This is a genomic window from Clostridium sp. FS41, assembly GCF_000954015.1.
Lineage (GTDB): Bacteria > Bacillota > Clostridia > Lachnospirales > Lachnospiraceae > Enterocloster > Enterocloster citroniae.
Genome location: NZ_JYHN01000040.1, coordinates 61,902 through 80,832 on the forward strand (window position 1 = coordinate 61,902; position 18,931 = coordinate 80,832).

The window sequence follows — 18,931 nt, forward strand, 5'->3', positions numbered from 1 at the left end:
GATGAATAGGGCATGAGCGATTAGCCGTATGAGTCTGTTTAATCGGACAGCCTATTTGATAAAATGAAGAGAGGAGGCAGCATACGGATGGCCGCAAGGATTCTATGGGATATGCATGAGGCTGCAGTTCTTTTTCAGGCTATGCTCCGCGTTTTAGCGGGTGAGATCAAAAGAAAAGAGGCTGTTTCGGATGTCTCATCCAGACTGCGAGAAATAGCTATAGGACGAGGGATAAAGATTGATGAAAAATATAGAAACGAAAATGGAGTAAGCTTGCAGATGAATTGCCTTGAGTATGCCTATACAGAAGGACAATCAGGACTGCACGTTACAAACGGATGGTATTTTGATATCGTCCGAATATATAAGGATGAACGAGAAATATATGAGAAGTTATTACGGGAGGCGAAAGTAATGTCAGAGTCAGTTCCTGATAACAGGAAGAACTTCCTTCTTTGGCTTGAAAATAATAAGCCAGAGAAGATGGCGTCTGACATCAAGTTGTCCATAAGTGTTCTGAATATACTGTTACAAAAAAACGGAACTATCAGTTCTCAACTTTTTGATATCGATAGTTCTGATGAGATTATCGACTTGATAGAAAATATCAAAAATAACAGAGGTATAAGAATTCATTCCAGAGGACGCCGAGCGGATATGCTTAGCACTCTTAATGTATACAAGGAGTATTTGGAGTCTAATTCTATAGATGAAGTTATCCCCACTGATGGTATGGAAGGTGAACCTCAAACCGCATCTTTCACAGAAAAGATGGATTATTCATATACCCGTCCAGTTTCTGTAGAATACTTCGGAGAGGTATACCCTGTCAAAAATTGGTCAGAAGCATATGTACAGACAGTGAGCTGTTTTTTTGATGATTATTCAAAAGAGATTAAATCACTCATTGGTAAAAATATAGGCGGAAGAAAATGCGTAGATATCACGGATGAACAGGGGAAGCGTTATCTAATAGCTCCGAAAGAAATAACAGGGGGATTGTATTTAGAAACAAACTGCAGCGCATCTGGAATTATCAGCAAAATAAAACAACTGATGGACATTTGCGGAATTGATTACTCGGATGTCATAATTAGATATATGCCGAAGGGAGCTTCCCAGAAACAAGTGCCTTCTTTGGGTGATTCGACACGAGACGCCGCGAATAAAATCAACGGAGATTTCTATACATGGCTGATAGAAATAGAGGGGCTGACAGCTCAGACTGGAAAAAGCTATGCTTCTGGAATAAACAACTGTGACACGTTTTGTCGGGAGCATGATATTGGAACGGGAAGAATATACGGCGCAGAATCTTTGGATGAAATAAATCAAAATATAGACCTTCTTGTAAGCAATGCAGAATTTCAGGCCTATAACGATACTCAGCACCATAGATTTACTGCTGCACTTGCAAAGTACAAAAAGTATTTTGGTTTGATTGAAGGCGGCCAGGCTAGGCAATATTCGCCTATACAGCAGCCGAAAGCGAAGAATGATCTCGAAGAAATCAATACGGATGAACAAATGCGGATTAGGACAACACTGGAGCTTCCTCGTTTTGAGTATGGTTTTAAGGATGATGAAGTAGAACTATACAGATTCCGAGCATCCTATTTAAGTGTCAATAGTGTTGAGTGCTCTCTCGAGGACGAACAGTTGCTTACGGTAATAAGGAAAATGGGATTTGAGTTTCAAGGTAAAGTCTATCTTATAGCTGATGATGAAAAGCAGAGTATAGAACAGAGTATAAGAGAATTTGAAACTCAGGGTGTGAACATAATATATTACGAATCTCTGTATGATCTGAATTCAGAACATTATTTTGAAGCTAAGATTATGTCATCTGAAATGCTAAAGGCTATAATGAAAAACTTACTCCCGGACTTCAGATATAGAGACAATTACTTTGCATTAGTACAGGGACGACAAACCGAGCTTGAATTAGTAAGAAATGATATCCTTCGTGTATGGGGAGAGAGCGTTTTACGGACATTTGATGAACTTTCTGTAAAATTGCCATTAATACCGCTTGATAAGATTAAGTTTACACTTGGCCAGCAATCAGCCTTTATTTGGAATAGTTTTGAGACTTATGCAAGGCTCGATCGTTTTGAAGCGGACGAAAACGAGATGGAAAATCTTGTCACATTTATTGATGAGAAATGTGAAGAGTACGGCAGGGCTTCTCTTGATGAGCTTCCTTTCGGTGCTCTGAAGGATGCGAACCCAGAGTTCTCCGATTCTGCTTTTATTGGATGTTTCTGCAAACTCATAGAAGACGGGTTTGATCGTAATGCAAGAATTTTGACACGAAAGGGAGCGAGCGAAGATACATACACCGCAGTTATCGAGTTTTGTCGAAAACAGGAGGAGTGTACATACGACCGATTGATGCATATCGCGGAAAGAGTCGCTGGTACCATAAGGCAATCAGAGATTGTTGAGGCAGCAAATGCTGTCATGGTGCGAATTGACAAAGATAATTTTGTTGCGGATAGGCTGATAAAGTTTGATGTCGACAGGATTGATACAGCGCTTGACTATATTGTGAAAGCTGATTTTATGGGAATGAGGGAGGTCACGACCTTCAGCATTTTTCCTTTCTGCGGATATAGTTGGAATCTCTTTTTGCTAGAAAGCTATTGTCGGAGATTTAGTAAGAAATATAGATATGATACGCGCCGGGCAAATTCATCCAATTCTGGTGCTGTGGTAGCCAGGTCCTGCACACTCAGTTATCACGATATTATGGTACATGCCGTAGCTCGTTCCGGAAGGAGTTTGTCCGAGGATGACGTATTTGATTTTTTGACAGAAGCTGGATATATAGAGCGAAAACGATACAATAATATAACTTTGCTTATTAATGATGCCGCAGAGTTGCGGGAAAGGAGGGAGTAGCATGTACTCATATACATATGACGAAGAAACAGGCGGGATCCTCTTAAATTCCACGCCTACGGTATTCTCTAAAGAGCCGAGACCTGTATACGCGCCTGAACTTGATTTGCTCGGTTTTGATAAATATTGGAAATATGATAAACAGTCCGATATCCCGTATATGTGGGCTGAGTCTGTGCAGTACTGGTATAGAGGGAAAACGATAGCAAAACTTAAAGGTGGTAATCTCTATGAAGCGCCAGAAATAATCATTCTTGAGGATGAGAACGGCAAACCAGTGCAACCTGAGGTGGATGGTAGGGAATTACGACCGATTGATATAGCCGCCATGGTGAATAAAAACAGAGATATGTTGGATGTTATTGAAAACACTACGGCAAAGAAAATTATTGCTATCTACGAGAAATACAAAAACAAGCTAGATGTGTTCCACGTGGCGTTTTCAGGAGGCAAAGATAGTGCTGTCCTTCTCGACCTTGTAAAACGAGCACTTCCTAAGGAAAGCTTTGTAGTGATATTTGGAGACACTGGTATGGAGTTCCCGGATACCTACACAGTAGTTGAAAAGACCAAGGAAGTGTGCGATGCAGATGGAACACCGTTTTATATTGCCAGATCACATCTTGATCCACATGAATCGTGGGAAATATTCGGGCCACCAGCGAGAGTGCTACGGTGGTGCTGTAGTGTTCACAAAAGTGCTCCGCAGACACTGAAACTTCGAGAGATAACCGGTAAAGACGATTATGTGGGTATGGACTTTGTAGGTGTGCGTAAACACGAAAGCGTAGCTAGAAGTGAATACAAGTACGAAAATTATGGGAAGAAACAGAAAGGACAGTATAGCTTTAATGCTATTCTAGAGTGGACGTCTGCAGAGGTGTGGCTTTATATTTTTGCGAAGAACCTCTATGTAAATGAGGCATATAAGAAAGGAAATTCGAGAGCTGGATGTTTGTTTTGCCCTATGGGTGGCAATAAGGGAGATTATGTGCAATATAGCTCATATCCATCTGAGGTAAAAAAATATGTAGATCTCATTAAGATGATGGATGCAAGAGATAAGGACAATGATCAAGCGTTAAATACATATGTTTCCTTAGGCGGTTGGAATGCTCGGAAAAACGGCAGGGATTTAACCATAAATAAGCAAAAATATAAAGATGAAGTAAAAGAAGGTCAGATTATTATCACAGTGAAAGATCCGGCAACAGATTGGCGTGAATGGATAAAAACACTTGGAGAACTTCCATTTGACTATTCTTTTGAGGAGTCTGAAAAGGGATACATAGTTACATGTGATGCCGCTTTGTTAAAAAAATATCCGCGAGAAGTAAAGAAATTTAAGCAAGTCTTTCATAAGGCAGCGTATTGTAACGGATGTCGGGTATGCGAGACAAATTGCAGACAGGGGTGTATTACATTTGATCACGGATTAGAAATAAATAATTGTGTTCATTGTGGACAATGTCATGAAATAGATGATGGATGCCTTTTATTTCATTCACTAAGAACATCAACAGGAGGAACTATGAAAGATAAAAGTATTAATTCTTTCGCAAATCACGCACCTAAGGTGGAGTGGATCAGAGAGTTTTTTGAGCTCGGAAATGATTATTGGGATAATAATACACTTAATAAGAAAAATCAGGAGCCAAAGGTCAAGCGTTTTCTTAGAGAGTCTGGCGTAATTGATAAAGATAGTAAGTGTGTAGGTCTGTTTGATCTTATTACCAGTATTGGATGGGAAAGCGAGACATCATGGGGGATTATGGCCATTAATTTTGTCGAAAATCCGCAGTTTGCTTGGTATGTTAATAACTTAGACGTAGGAATATATTACGACCGAGAAAAAGTAAGGGACTTACTTATGGCGGAAGGTGTTAGTAAAGGTGATACCACATCAATCGTTAATGCATTTAAGAGGTTTTGTGAATTGCCAATGGGTACTTCGCTAAATTGGGGATTTGTTGTGGATAATGGCAATCAAATAGCTTCTATTTGCAGAACTAAGTGTGTTATATCCGATAATCGCGTTGTTCTCTATGCTCTTTATAAGTTCGCAGAGAAATGTAACGATTATAAAGAATTCACGTTGGCCTGGATGATGAACGACGATATTGATCGGGCCGGCATCAGCCCTACTCGATTGTTTGGACTCGAATATGAGGAAACAAAGTCCATTCTTATGGGACTTTCGGCAAAGTATTCGGAATTTATTAATGCTACGTTTACGAACGATCTGGATAAAATATCATTGACAGACAAGACGTCGCGAGATGTCCTTCGTCTGTTTGAGGAGGAATAATTATGGCAGACTTTGGAAGAGGAAAATACGATCAGTTCTTCGATGTGAATGAGAAATATTTCCCGTGCATTGATGATTCCGCGATAGCTGGAGGCGCCAGATGGGATACTACGTATCCTCATGCAACATTCGTTAAACTGCTTCGCGCAGCTGAAAATATGTTGGGTGGTAGCACGAATCGCTCTGTTTGGATTCACGGTGCCTATGGTACTGGTAAATCCCAGTGTGCATTTACGCTGAAAAAGGTCCTCGAAGTGCCCGAGGAGGAACTGAAAACATATTGGGAAAGATATGATACACTGAGAAAAGAAAGTGATCTCCTGACAAAACTTCTGGGACACCGTGACAGAGGTATTGTTACAGCTTATCGATATGCGACGGGAGGTATCACAACACCTCAGAAGTTCTTTGCTGCCGTTCAGGAGAGCGTCAGGGAGGCTTTAACAGAGAGTGACCGCGTTACATACATGGGAGAAAATACGCTTAAAGAGAATGTTATTGCATGGATCGAAGATCCGGCGCACAAGAGATTTTTTGGCGATCTACTTGAGAAGCCGGAATGGATGGCTAAATTTTCACAGTCTAATGCAGATGAAGTGTTGAACACTCTGAAGAAGTCTTCTGATATTAAAGAACTTATGTCAAATATTTTTGAGCTTGCGGATAAAGAAGGAATCACGGCGATGAACCTTGATGCCGATAAGCTTAAGAATTGGCTGAAGGATGTTATCGAGCAGAACCATATAAAGATTGTATTCTTCTGGGATGAGTTCAGTAAATTCTTTGAAAACAATAAGTATTCATTGGACGAGTTCCAGAAGGTTGTCGCACTTTGTCAGGAGAGTCCGTTTTATCTTGTAATCGTAACACATCAGGCGGGCAGTATTATTGACGATCAGGATGAGTCGTGGAAGGTTGTTCAACAGCGCTTTGAGAAGGTAGAAATCACTTTGCCTGACAATATTGCGTTTGATCTGATTGGTCACGCCTTTCAGGTGAAATCTGCTGCAAAAGAGACTTGGAATAACTGTGCGGATACTCTGAACAGTAGATTGAGTGACTCGAGAAACGCTGTTATGAAGGCAGCCAATATCAAAGAACAGAAAGTCATCAAGGATATAATGCCGATTCATCCTATGGCAGCACTTGTCTTAAAAAACATTGCATCTGCTTTTGCATCTAATCAGCGGAGTATGTTTGACTTTATTAAAGTGAGGGACGATTCCCAGGCTTTCCAATGGTTTATTTCAAATTATGGTCCGGATGATGACTATCCACTTCTTACGATAGACATGCTTTGGGATTTCTTCTACGAGAAAGGAAAAGACAATCTTTCTCCTGATATACGTATGATTCTCGATGCGTTCCCACAGCAGAAAAATCTGAGGGATGATCAGCAGCGAGTATTGAAGACGATTCTTATCATGCAGGCAATCGACAAGCGTTTACATGGAGAGATCGATATCCTCAAACCTACGGAACAGAATATCAGCTATGCCTTTGAAGGAATCTCTTCAGGATTGGATTCAGCATGTAAGAATCTTGCAAAACAGCTTTGCAAGAGTGGAGTACTTGTTCAAACTCCGATTGGAAACAATAAGTTCGCTTATGGAGTCGCTGTGCTAGCAGGCGATCAAGCAAAAATTAATGAATACAAAAAATCAATAAGAAATAGCAGTTCCACCGCAAGCCTTGTAAGTGATGGAAAGCTGGGGACTTGTCTTTCTCTGAACCCTGCTTTGAAGCTTCGCTTTGCAGAGGATAATTCTGGGCAGATTACTCCGGTGACGATAAATGATTTTACAAAGACGGTTAATACGCTAAAGAATCGTCAGGAAAATTGGCATTTTAATACGGTAATTGCTTTTGCAAAAGATAGCGTGGAAGGAAGTGCTTTAAGAGAAAAGATAAAAGCAGCAATTGTCAGTGGAGACTACGATAATATCCTTGTCATCGATGCAACGGCTAGCCCGCTTGGTGATGAGGACTTTGATGCATATATAGAATACTCTGCTATGGCAAATTATTATCAGGGTAACAATAATCTGTCTGCACGTGATAATTCCAAGAAGGCTGAACAGGTACTTTCTATTATTTGGAAGAACCGCATATATAATGGAACATTTACAATCTGGAATAAAGACTATGTTGATGGAGAGAAAGTTGCTGGAGGTACAGGCGTTGCTGATATTCTTCAGACGGTCGTTTTAAGAAAATTCAAATATGTTCCGGATTTTTGTAAAGGTTTGACGGAATCACAATTCAAGCTTACGAATGCAAAGGCAGCCGCACTGTGCGGAATCAATCAGAAGACGAGTGGTGTCGTTGCAGGTGTGGAAAAGAGCATCCTTGTAGGAGTCTGGAATGTTGCTGACTATTGGACAAAACCTGAAACTTCCAGACAGAGCATTTCTGTAATTAAGAGCTCTATAGAGGAACTTATTAGAGAGAAATTTGAAAATGATAAGCCAGTACCGGTTTCTGAGGTATATGAGCACCTTGTTTCTAAGTACGGATACGCTCAGAGTAATCTTACCGCTTTTTTGCTCGGATTTTTGCTTAAGGAATACAGCCAACCTCAGTTTCGGTATATAGATCAAAATGGGGCAAACGGAGAAATGACTCCAGACAAATTGGCGGAACTGATTGCTAACTGTATCAGCAAAGAAACAGAGACGTACATTGTTAAGATGACTCCAGATGAACGTGCTTTTTATGAGGTCACTGAAAAAGCGTGGGGCATTCCGGAGAACACACTTTCTTCCCCGGTTAAAGCGGCGGCGGCTGTTAAATCAAGAATGCAGATGCTGGGACTCCCTGTGTGGTGCTTGAAAAGCGTAGACAATGATGGTGTTTATGATATAGTTTCCAAATACATAGAGCTTGTACAGAAAGAAGGAGCAGATACGCATTTGGTTGCAAATGAAATAGGGGCTGAGGCCAGAAAGAATACATCACTGACGGATTCGCTGAAAAGTCTTCTTACTACTGAAAATTGCAGAAAAGGCATACTGAAATTCATAGATTGTTTTGATGGTGGACAACTTCGTATTCTGGCAGATAAAATCGGTGCAAATGATGATAGGCTGCTTACTGATATCGGAAGATTGTTTTCTGTGGAGTATTCAAGCCTTTGGAATTTTGACACCGGAGAAGATCAAATAAGAAAGTTAATTGTTGATTATACATATGTGAAGGCTACAAATGATATTCTTCATGCGGCAGCACACTCAAAAAAAGATGCCGATAGCACATGGCATGAAAAATTAAAGTTTGTGATGTGCTCCTGTGAGGCGCTCCAGGAGGAATATCCCAATCTGAAAGGAACACTTGAGTTTCTGCGAAAGATTTATCTTGATCTTGATATTTTACCGGAACAAATGAAATCATATACAGATGAATTTGTCCAAAATACGTCTGCTGTCGAGGGATATCTTTCTAATGAAATTCCAGCATTTGCGAAGATATATGCGCCTTATTTGGAAGGCTTAACAGATGAGGACATGGCGCTGCTTCGCACAACTGAGCTTGCAGAGGTTTTCAAAAAGTCCAAGACAGAGAGCAATGCGATTGTGAGGAGAATTGCAGATGAATTTCGCAAAAATCAAACAAAGACACAGCTCTTTAAGCTCTGGAAAGATAACACGACTTCTAAAACTCCGATGGCGTGGTCGGCAGTTAATCGGACGCCCATCCTTGCTATCGTACCAAAGGCAGAATACGACTCTGCTAAAAAGACATTTGACATTCTTAACCGTGGAAATGCATCGGAAAGTGAATTGAAAGAAGCTCTTGGCTTCCTTGGTAAAACGACTATTTTTGTAGCAATGAAGAATAAGGAGAAAGTTGACACTGCGTTCAGAAGCATTCTTGGAACTTACAAAAAAATATTAACAGACATTGATAGAGTAAGAGATGTATTAGAAACCCTGCCTGTTGAGACCTATGATTGGGGAACTCATCCGAGTGTTCAGGAAAAGATCCGAGAGCTTGCTAAAGCAGAATACGATTCCGGCGCCAGTGATATGGCGATTGCAAAAATCAATGCAATGGGTAGGGACGAGCTTAAGGAGCATCTTATATCGCTTATCAAGGAGAATATGACACTTGGAATTGAAATCATTAATGGAGGTGAATGATCTTCATGAATATGAAGGTAATCGATGATTATTTTGTCTCCAGGCTCCATAAGCCATTCTTTATGGCAGTTGGAGATAAGGAATACGGAGAAATTATAGACAGCCTTAAAAGCCGTGCTATCAGTATCATAAGTGTGAGCGATTGTTGTAGGAGTGAGGATAAGGTTCCGGACATGGATGCCCTCAGGCAAAGGCTGGAGACTGCTGATGTATCGTGTGCTTATAACAACGTTGTATTACTTGGGTTAGGAGAGTATCTTGCATTAAGTGGGGATACAAGGACAAAAGACGTTCTTTTGGAGCTTGTTAATTACAACCTTGGCAGTGCACAGGTGGTGCTGCTTCTGAGATGCGTATCAACGCAGGTTAAGGAGCTTGTTAGAAGTGATAAAAGACTTCTTGAAAGTGGCAGGGTAGCATTCGGTGATGATCTTGACACTACAGTTAGCTTTAAGTTCTCAGATCCCGGACTCGGGATATATGAAATAAGCGGAATAAAAAATGTCCTTAAGACTCTGGAAGCAGGCTCGTCAGGACAGATTTCCGCGAGTACAGTTATGGAGTTCAAAGACTCCATTCTTCCCGTACAACGGGTAAAAGACTCGTATGAAGCAATTTCGAGGAAGCTAAACATGTATGTTGTTCCAAAGGCGTGCGGAACAGAGGAAATGTGGGAGAAGTTACTTTTACAGCTTCGAGATAAAAAATTTAAAATTGAGGAAATTTTTTCTGACTATGGCTTTCCAGGGTATCAAGATGCGGATTTTTATGAACTTCTTTATAGGGATGAATACGAGAGCTGGCTTTTTTATGTTTATTTAATGGTAAATGCAAAATCATATGATGGGAAATATTTGGGTTATGTTTTAAAAAAGAGCAAAGGAATTGAAAGCTTTAAGCGTAATGTCATGAACGCGATAATAGGTATTTCACATGTGGACCCCGGATTTTCCATGTTTTACAATGAGAGGAAAAAGCTACTTTCTAATTATCCAGAACCAGAAATGGCTTCTTTTGTTAGTGAAAATAGGGAGAACGCGGATGAGAGCGTTTATAAACTGACAGATAATACGTTGGTTGAAAGACAGGAAGTAATTATCTGGATTGCTTGTCACGGTATTCCGGATAACCTTACAGTGATATATCCCGATCTTGCTGCATATATGAAAAAATATTCTTTTAGCGGGAAGAATCTTGATCCGGGGTTTGCGGCAAGGCTTACAGCATATTTTGAAAAATATAAGGAACTTAAACTCAGGAATCTTATAACAGAGGAATTTTCAAACGAGGTTGATAGGCTTGCACGGGAACGAATATACAATCGTCTTCCGAGCAGGGATGAACTCGTAAAACAAGCTTATTGTAAATCAACGCAGCTATTTTGGATTGATGCCCTTGGGGTTGAGTATCTAAGTTATATAATCGAGCTTGCAAAAAGGCGTGGATTAAAGATTCAGGTGGAGATTGGTAGGGCATTACTTCCAACGATTACGTGTGAAAATAGTAACTTCTTCAAGAATTGGCCTGAGGAATCAAGACACCCTAAGGAAGAAGAACTCGATGAAATCAAGCACAAAGATAAAGGTGGATACTATTACAGCGCTAAAACCCCATATCCTATTCACCTTGCAAAAGAGCTGGAGATAATCGAACGAGCTGTGAATGATATTGCAACAACCTTAGGATTAAGGAAATACGACCGTGTTGTAATCGCAAGTGATCATGGCGCATCAAGGCTTGCTGTTCTAAAAAATAAAGAAGAAAAATATGAAACAGATACAAAAGGAGAGCATTCAGGAAGATGCTGCAAGTTCTTCTCGGATTGTGACCTCCCTTTTGCCATATCCGAAGAAGAACGAGGATATATCGTTCTTGCAGATTATGGAAGATTCAAAGGTAGCCGAGCTGCAAATGTAGAAGTTCACGGAGGTGCTTCACTCGAGGAAGTAGTTGTTCCCTTAATTACATTGTCGTTGAATGACAGCAGTATTGTGGTCTCGATTATTGATGAAGAAAAGATAAAAGCAGACTATAAGACGGGAATCCAAATATCGCTGTATGTAAATAAGGCAATTCGAGATACATTATCACTTGGATACGGCAATAAACGCTATTCATCGGAAAGAATTGATGATAACCATTACGCTGTGAAAATTCCAGATATAAAGCGGGCAGGAACTTATCCGGCAGATGTATATATTGGAAAAGACCTTGCGGCTCATATTGAAATAAAAGCAACAGGTAAGAGTGCATCGATGAGTGATGACTTTGATGAACTGTTTTAATAGGAGGGAAGCAAAGTGACGAACACTGAAGAAAAACTGAGAAATTGCTTTGACGAGATGGTTGTATATAAAGATCTCAAGAAGCAGAGCAACATATTCTCTGCACTCAGCCTTCCATCGTTTATGAGAGACTGGATTCTTCAGAAATTTGAAGATGAAGACGGAGTATTTGATGCTGACCAGGTATCAAAATTTGTACATACATATCTTCCGAAGAAAGAGGACTGGAACGCGATAAAGAATCGTGTTGTTATCGAACAGGAAACAGTCAGGTTTTTGGCTAAGGTTTCCATTGATATTGATATTAAAACTGGACAGGTATCATTTTCGCTTCCTGATTTTGGACTATCATACAAGGATACAATGATCGATGAATCTGTGTGGGATGAATGCAAGGCAGACCTTGTTAATGAGTATGAAACATGGGGGATGGTAGAACTTGGCTATCAGTCTCCTGACGAATACGAGCACGAATGGTCGTTCAACATCAATAAAAATAAAGATAGATCCAAGGCTGGCAAGAAAGGGAAAATAAAACTTCTTTCTTTCAAATCATTTTGCCCTTACAGGATTGATATCGACTATTTCAAGGATTCGCGAAAAGAATTCACAACAAAAGAATGGATCGATGTGGTTCTTGGTGCAGTCGATTATAATTCAACAGGATACGGTAATGACGAAGAGAAGAAGCTTACAATGTTGACAAGGATCCTGCCGTTTATAGAGAAAAGACTTAACTTGATTGAACTTGCTCCAAAGGGTACTGGGAAATCATATTTATTTGGACGAGTCAGTCGATATGGATGGTTGTCCAGTGGCGGTATTATGAGTCGAGCAAAGATGTTCTATGACCAGAACAGGCATACAGAGGGTCTTGTTGCCGGAAATGATTTTATTACATTAGATGAAGTTCAAACCATATCTTTTACTGATGTTGATGAAATGAGAGCAGTACTTAAGGGGTATCTTGAATCTGGAGTTTACACCGTAGGTAATCATGAAGGAACGGCATATGCTGGAATGATTCTTTGTGGCAATATAAGCAAGAAGGTGATGGAGGAAGATGGTTTTGGCAATATGTTTGAGGAACTTCCTAAAGTCTTTCATGAATCTGCGCTGATAGACAGATTCCACGGCTTTATAAAAGGCTGGAACATACCGAGAATGAATGACGATCTTAAGGCCTCTGGGTGGGCTTTGAATTCTGAATATTTCTGCTCTGTTATGCACGAGTTAAGAGATGACATGAGTTACAGAGCTATAGTGGATGAGCTTGTTGTTGTTCCAGATGGGGCTGATACAAGAGACACTGAAGCAGTAAAACGTATCAGCACAGCATACTTGAAATTGCTGTTCCCAAATGTTCGCCAACCAGGGGACATATCTTCCGATGATTTTAAACGTTATTGTCTGGATAGGGCAAGAAAGATGAGAGATACCATCAAATATCAGCTTGGTATCTTAGATACTGAGTATAAAGGAAAGGATATCCCTGCCTTTACGGTATGCAGGGATTATGACAGAGAATAAAATGACTGATTGTTATGTCTGCGGGAAAAAAAATGTGAGCAAAAACGAAATTGGACTCACAAAAAAATTGATGGGGCAAAAAACCAAAAAGTTTTATTGTCTTGCTTGTCTTGCTGAACAATTAGAGGTTACGGAAGAAGAACTTCTTGATAAAATTGAGGAGTTTAAAAACGAAGGATGTAAACTTTTTGAATAAGGCAGGTGGGGCAAATGATATACGCGGATAATGCTGCTACAACAAAACTTGATAGAGACGCTTTTGAGGCGATGAAAATTTATTTGACAACAGAGTATGGGAATGCTTCTCAACCATACTCATTTGCCAAATCGGCGAGAGATGCGCTAAAAAGGTCGCGGGAAATAGTTGCCACATGCATTGGTGCGGAGCCGGAAGAAATATATTTTACTTCCGGGGGGACTGAGAGTGATAATTGGGCAATAAAGTCTATTTTATATTCAAAAAACAGGAACAAATGTATTGTCACTTCCCAGATCGAGCACCACGCAGTGTTGAATGCCTGCCGTTCTCTGGAAGAATTCGGAGTTAGTACTGAGTTTCTCCCTGTTAACAGAGATGGTTTGCTTTTTCCGGAAACTTTAGAGGGAGCGCTAAAAAAGGATGTGCCGCTTGTTTCTGTGATGCTGGCTAACAATGAAATTGGTACCATTGAGCCAATACGAGAGTTGAGTGGTATCGCACATGAGCACAAAGCAATATTTCATACGGATGCTGTGCAGGCTGTTGGGCATATTCCAATTGATGTAAAAAAACTAGAAGTCGATATGCTCTCTGCCTCCGCGCACAAATTTAACGGAATGAAGGGCAGCGGCTTTCTTTATATTCGGAAAGGGGTGGAGATTCATCCATATTCAGATGGAGGAGCGCAGGAGCGTGGACAGCGGGCAGGAACAGAGAATATTGCGTCAATTGTGGCAATGGCAACAGCTCTAAAGAAAAATTGTGACAGGATGGGAAACTCGACTACACAGCTTAGAAACTTAGAGAACACCTTTCTAAGCCAATTGTCTCAAGGCGGATTGGATTATGTGCGCAATGGCAGCGGTAATCACCTTCCTGGAAATATTAATATTTCCATTCGAGAGGCTGATGGAGAAATGCTACTGCATAGGTTGGATTTGAAGGGAATATGCGTATCTACAGGATCAGCTTGTGATTCTGTGAACACACAAGTTTCCCACGTAATTAAGGCTATTCAAGTTCCTAGGCCTTATGCCGAGGGGACTATTCGGATAACATTTGGCATAGAAAATACAGAAAAAGAGGCAGTTGCCATTGCTGAAGCTATTATGTATATCCTTAAAAGGTGATAATCATTATGGAGAACCAAAAGAGGTGAATCTGATAATCCAACAATTGCGTTATTGCTGTGAAAGCAAAGATAAAGTGGTGGATATGCCTTGAACGATGTAAATAAACCGATGGGAATCAGTAATTATAAGTTGTTAAATGAAATGACAGATGAATTAAAAGATAGTTTGCCTAACTATGGCGGGTAATGAAAAAAAAATTAACGATTAAATTATGCACCCGTTGGGTGTATAATATGAAATAATAATTGGAACGTGGAGCTCCCGCTAAGGCCCAATTCTACCTGGAGATAATCTTTTTCACCACCTCGAGGCACTGCGATCCCTTACCTTGTTGTAGTGTGTGGGTGCAGTTAAAGGGAAGTAACTTATGCATTATTATTTTTATTAATATAGAGTATTTTTGGAGGAAAGCGGAAACTTGGAAATCAAATATTTTGATGTATACGACAGAGGGTGGCATCACCACGGTTGAAGTTACTTTTGATCATGATACTGTGTTGCTATCATTAGATCAAATCGCTGCTGAGCTATTTCAAAGAAATAAGTTTACGATATCCAGGCACATTAAAAAAATTTTTCAGAAGGCGAACTAAGCAGGGATTCAGTTGTTGCAAATTTTGCAACAACTGGAGCTGATAGGAAAAGATATCATGTGGATTTTTATAATCTTGATGTTATCATTTCTGTTGGTTATCGGGTTAAATCTTTACAAGGAACTCAATTCAGAATCTGGGCTACAAATGCTTTAAAAGAATATATGAAAAAGGGGTTTGCTCTTGATGATGACCGTCTGATGAACCTTGGCGGCGGAAATTATTAACCGCAAAGGGAAAAGTGACACATCAGCAGGCATTGAGGGTGGCACGTTCGGAGTATGAGAAGTATAAAAAATAAGGAATATGTATTATCTCCTGTGGAATGTCTCTTTTTGCAGAATATAGAAGAATTGGATAAATTGGACGGAACAAGCAAGTAATGGAATGTCGAAACTTGGTTTCCACCCAGGGGAAGTTCTACTCTTTCGACATCATTATCGCACACTCACCACATATCGAAGCTTGATGTATGCTGTCAAAAGTATAAATAAGGACAAGATTAGTGATTGGCTGGCAAGAGACCAGAATGTGGACACGTCATCAAAAATAATATGACAACACATGTGTAGACGGCATTCCTGTTCAGAATGCCAATAAATCTAAATTTCCAGAAAGTTGTCTGGAATATGAAAGTGTACTTTTAACTGATTAGAGTGAAGGATGTTTCCGGTAATTGGAGAAGAAAAAACATTTTGAGTAAAGAGTAAAACGAAAGTATGCCAAATGACGTCCTGTTTAATACATGGGAATTATAAGATGTCCGATGTAATGATATCTTCTTTGACAGACCATATAGACTGATAGTAAAAGCTAATAGAAATGAGTAAAAATAAAAGCGACAGGAAATTTATAAAAAGGCAGGTGCCATTTTCATGCACATACAAGCATACAATCTGGATTCTCTCCGAAAAATAATACGGAGTCTTCAAGACGAAAACAGACGATTAAGAGACCAGCTGTCAAGGGCCAATATTCCCTGTGAAACGTCCAATATTTTTATAGAGAGAATTGAGAATATTGAAGAGTATGATCCGGATCAGGGTGGGCGCATCCTGGACAGATATATCACAAAGGATTTGGCTAACCAGTTTTTTTCATTTTTCTGGGGCCGAACGGATGTGTATGCTAAAAGAGGAAGAAAAGGCGGCTATTTTCCACAGTGCAATAACAGATGGAATGACAGGATATGTCCGAAGCAGCGCAAAGAGAAATTAAGCTGTGAAGCTTGTGAACATAGGGAATGGACGAAGCTTACGCCGGAAAAAATAATAGATCATCTTGTTGGATATAAAGAAGATGGATCTGACGTACTGGGGGTATATCCGCTACTTTCCGATGGCACTTGCCGATTTATCGTATTTGATTTTGATAATCATGAAAAAGGAGCGGAGCAGACGGATTTTGCTAATGTTACGGAAGAATGGAATGAGGAAGTTGATGCACTGCGATTAATCTGTGAGAGTAACGGTATTACACCCCTGGTGGAACGGTCAAGGTCCGGCAGGGGTGCTCATGTATGGATCTTTTTTAAGAAACCGGTATCTGCATCACTTGCAAGAAATTTCGGATTTTTGTTATTGGATAAAGGGTCTGCATCTATTAATCTGAAATCATTTCATTATTATGACCGCATGTACCCGTCACAGGATGTGGCAAGCAGTATAGGAAATTTGATAGCGCTGCCATTACAGGGAAGGGCACTTAAAAATGGAAATAGTGCATTTGTCGATAAAAACTGGAATGCTTATCCGGATCAGTGGGATATTCTTTTGAATCATACAAAGAAACTTTCCATGGAGGATATCATAAGACGGATGAAAGACTGGCAGGAAGAGCTTTCGGGTTATGGAGACATTCCAGTTGCGGTTATGCAACAAAACAGACCTAAACCATGGAGAAAAAAGGATGGCTTTGTGAAGTCGGATGTTATAGGAAAAATGCATATTATACAGGGGAACGGTGTATATGTTGATGCACTGAATTTAATGCCGCATCTGCAAAATCAGATTAGAAGCATGGCGGCATTTGATAACCCCGTGTTTTATAAAAATAAAAGACTTGGGTATTCCAATTATTATAATTTCAGTGCAGTATATATGGGGAAGGATGAGGATGGCTATATCTGTATTCCGAGAGGACTTCGTGACAGTCTGATAGCATCCTGCCGGGAAGCAGGAATCGACTATGAAATCGAGGACCACAGGGAAAAGGGAAGACCGATAAGGGTTACCTTTCAAGGAGATCTTCGGATGCAGCAGGATTTGGCGGCAAACAGGCTGCTTGCCTATGATCAGGGAGTGCTTAGTGCAGCGACTGCCTTTGGAAAAACGGTAGTATGCAGTTATCTGATTTCAGAAAGAAAAGTAAACACACTCATATTGATTCAAAGTAAGGAACTGCTGGAACAGTGGGTAGATGAACTGAATAAATTCCTGATCATAGATGAGGAACCGCCAATCTATAAAACGAAAAGCGGCAGGGAAAAACGTAGGGAAAGTGTGATCGGAATTCTGCATGGAAGTAAGAATACGCTGACCGGTATTATAGATGTGGCGATGGTGGGATCTGTTTATAGTAAAGGAAAATTTAATGACCGCATTAATTCTTATGGTATGGTTTTGATGGATGAGTGTCATCATTGCGGTTCCAATACTTCGGTAGAAGTGATGCAAAAGGTCAATGCCAGATATGTGTACGGGGTTTCGGCAACGCCTAACAGAAGTGATAATCTGGATAAAATCATTTATATGCTGCTGGGACCGGTCCGTCATCGTTATACGGCAAAGGAACGCGCTATTGAGCAGCGGATCGGTCATTATGTGTATCCGAGATATACAAGAGTAATTGATACCGATGAGAGCAGAAATGATATTAATGAAGCATATTCCCTGATCAGCAGCAGCCGTGCTCGGAACGATATGATTCTTGAGGATACGATCGCATGCGTGAAAAAAGGAAGAACGCCGGTCATTCTGACCAGATATAAAGAACAGGCAAAATATCTGTATGATCATCTGCAAATGGATGCGGATCATGTATTGATTCTCTATGGAGATAATAGTAATAAAGAAAACTCACATGTAAGGCAGCAATTAAAAGAGATCTCCAGGAATCAGAGCCTTATTTTGGTGGCGACAGGTCAGAAGATAGGAGAAGGTTTTGATTATCCGAGACTAGATACGCTGATGCTGGCCGCGCCGGTTTCATTTTCCGGACGGCTGGAGCAGTACCTGGGAAGGCTGAACCGTGATTATGAGGGCAAGAGCGAAGTTATTGTCTATGATTATATAGACTCACACATCAGGACCTTTGATAATATGTATGCTAAGCGGCTGCGAACATACAAACGTACAGGATTTCAGTTGATTGCAAATGGAATTTTTCCAAAGCAGACTGCAAATGCTATTTATGACAGTGATAATTATACGGATGTATTTGAACAGGATCTGATAGAAGCGGAGAAAAGAATTATTGTTTCAAGCCCTGAGCTTACAATGGAAAAGGTAAAACGTTTTTCTTATCTTGTGAAAGCAAGACAGGAAGCTGGATGCAAGGTGACTGTTGTTACATTGGATCCCCAGAATCTCTTTTATGGGAGTCCGGAATTTTGCTATGGACTTATATGTGAAATGCAGCAAAACGGCATTCATGTGATTACAGGGGAGGATATTGCAGAGCATTTTGCAATCATAGATGATGAGCTTGTATGGCACGGTGGCATGAATCTTTTGGGGAAACAAGATGCCTGGGACAATTTGATGAGAATTAAGTCGGCGCAGGTGGCAGCAGAGCTCTTGGAGATTGTAGCGGAAAAAGAGGAGGGGGGAGATCGATAAA

At 40.3% G+C, this 18,931-nt stretch carries 8 protein-coding genes and 1 pseudogene; all 9 read left to right on the plus strand.

Features of this window, described 5'->3' with window-relative positions; translation table 11 throughout:
• The first annotated feature begins 87 nt into the window (after positions 1–87).
• The 9 genes and pseudogenes from CLFS41_RS05985 (at position 88) to CLFS41_RS06025 (ending at position 18,930) form a co-directional block, all read left to right on the plus strand.
• Positions 88–2,904 carry a hypothetical protein gene (locus tag CLFS41_RS05985; protein ID WP_045091742.1) on the plus strand — a complete coding sequence of 939 codons (2,817 nt, stop codon included), beginning with the start codon at positions 88–90 and terminating at the stop codon, positions 2,902–2,904.
• A 1-nt stretch (position 2,905) separates the two neighbouring features.
• Positions 2,906–5,212 carry a phosphoadenosine phosphosulfate reductase family protein gene (locus CLFS41_RS05990; protein ID WP_045091743.1) on the plus strand — a complete coding sequence of 769 codons (2,307 nt, stop codon included), beginning with the start codon at positions 2,906–2,908 and terminating at the stop codon, positions 5,210–5,212.
• A gap of 2 nt (positions 5,213–5,214) precedes the next feature.
• Positions 5,215–9,351 carry a hypothetical protein gene (locus CLFS41_RS05995; RefSeq protein WP_045091744.1) on the plus strand — a complete coding sequence of 1,379 codons (4,137 nt, stop codon included), beginning with the start codon at positions 5,215–5,217 and terminating at the stop codon, positions 9,349–9,351.
• 5 nt (positions 9,352–9,356) lie between these two features.
• Complete coding sequence (gene pglZ, locus CLFS41_RS06000; protein WP_161797480.1) at positions 9,357–11,636, plus strand: BREX-4 system phosphatase PglZ; 2,280 nt, start codon at positions 9,357–9,359, stop codon at positions 11,634–11,636.
• A 15-nt stretch (positions 11,637–11,651) separates the two neighbouring features.
• Positions 11,652–13,166: a BREX system Lon protease-like protein BrxL gene (gene brxL, locus CLFS41_RS06005; protein ID WP_082082506.1), complete on the plus strand. Its 1,515-nt coding sequence runs from the start codon at positions 11,652–11,654 to the stop codon at positions 13,164–13,166.
• On the plus strand, positions 13,153–13,362 hold the full coding sequence (locus tag CLFS41_RS06010; protein ID WP_045091746.1) for a hypothetical protein: 210 nt from the start codon (positions 13,153–13,155) through the stop codon (positions 13,360–13,362). The genes brxL and CLFS41_RS06010 overlap by 14 nt, the downstream gene beginning before the upstream one ends.
• 14 nt (positions 13,363–13,376) lie before the next feature.
• Positions 13,377–14,495: a cysteine desulfurase family protein gene (locus CLFS41_RS06015; protein WP_045091747.1), complete on the plus strand. Its 1,119-nt coding sequence runs from the start codon at positions 13,377–13,379 to the stop codon at positions 14,493–14,495.
• A gap of 440 nt (positions 14,496–14,935) precedes the next feature.
• Positions 14,936–15,309 (plus strand): annotated as a pseudogene (gene rhuM / locus CLFS41_RS31125) (RhuM family protein); the annotation flags it as partial.
• Between the two features lie 1,554 nt (positions 15,310–16,863).
• A complete protein-coding gene (locus CLFS41_RS06025; protein ID WP_347467735.1) occupies positions 16,864–18,930 on the plus strand; it encodes a DEAD/DEAH box helicase family protein in 2,067 nt (688 codons plus the stop codon).
• Position 18,931: the final 1 nt, after the last annotated feature.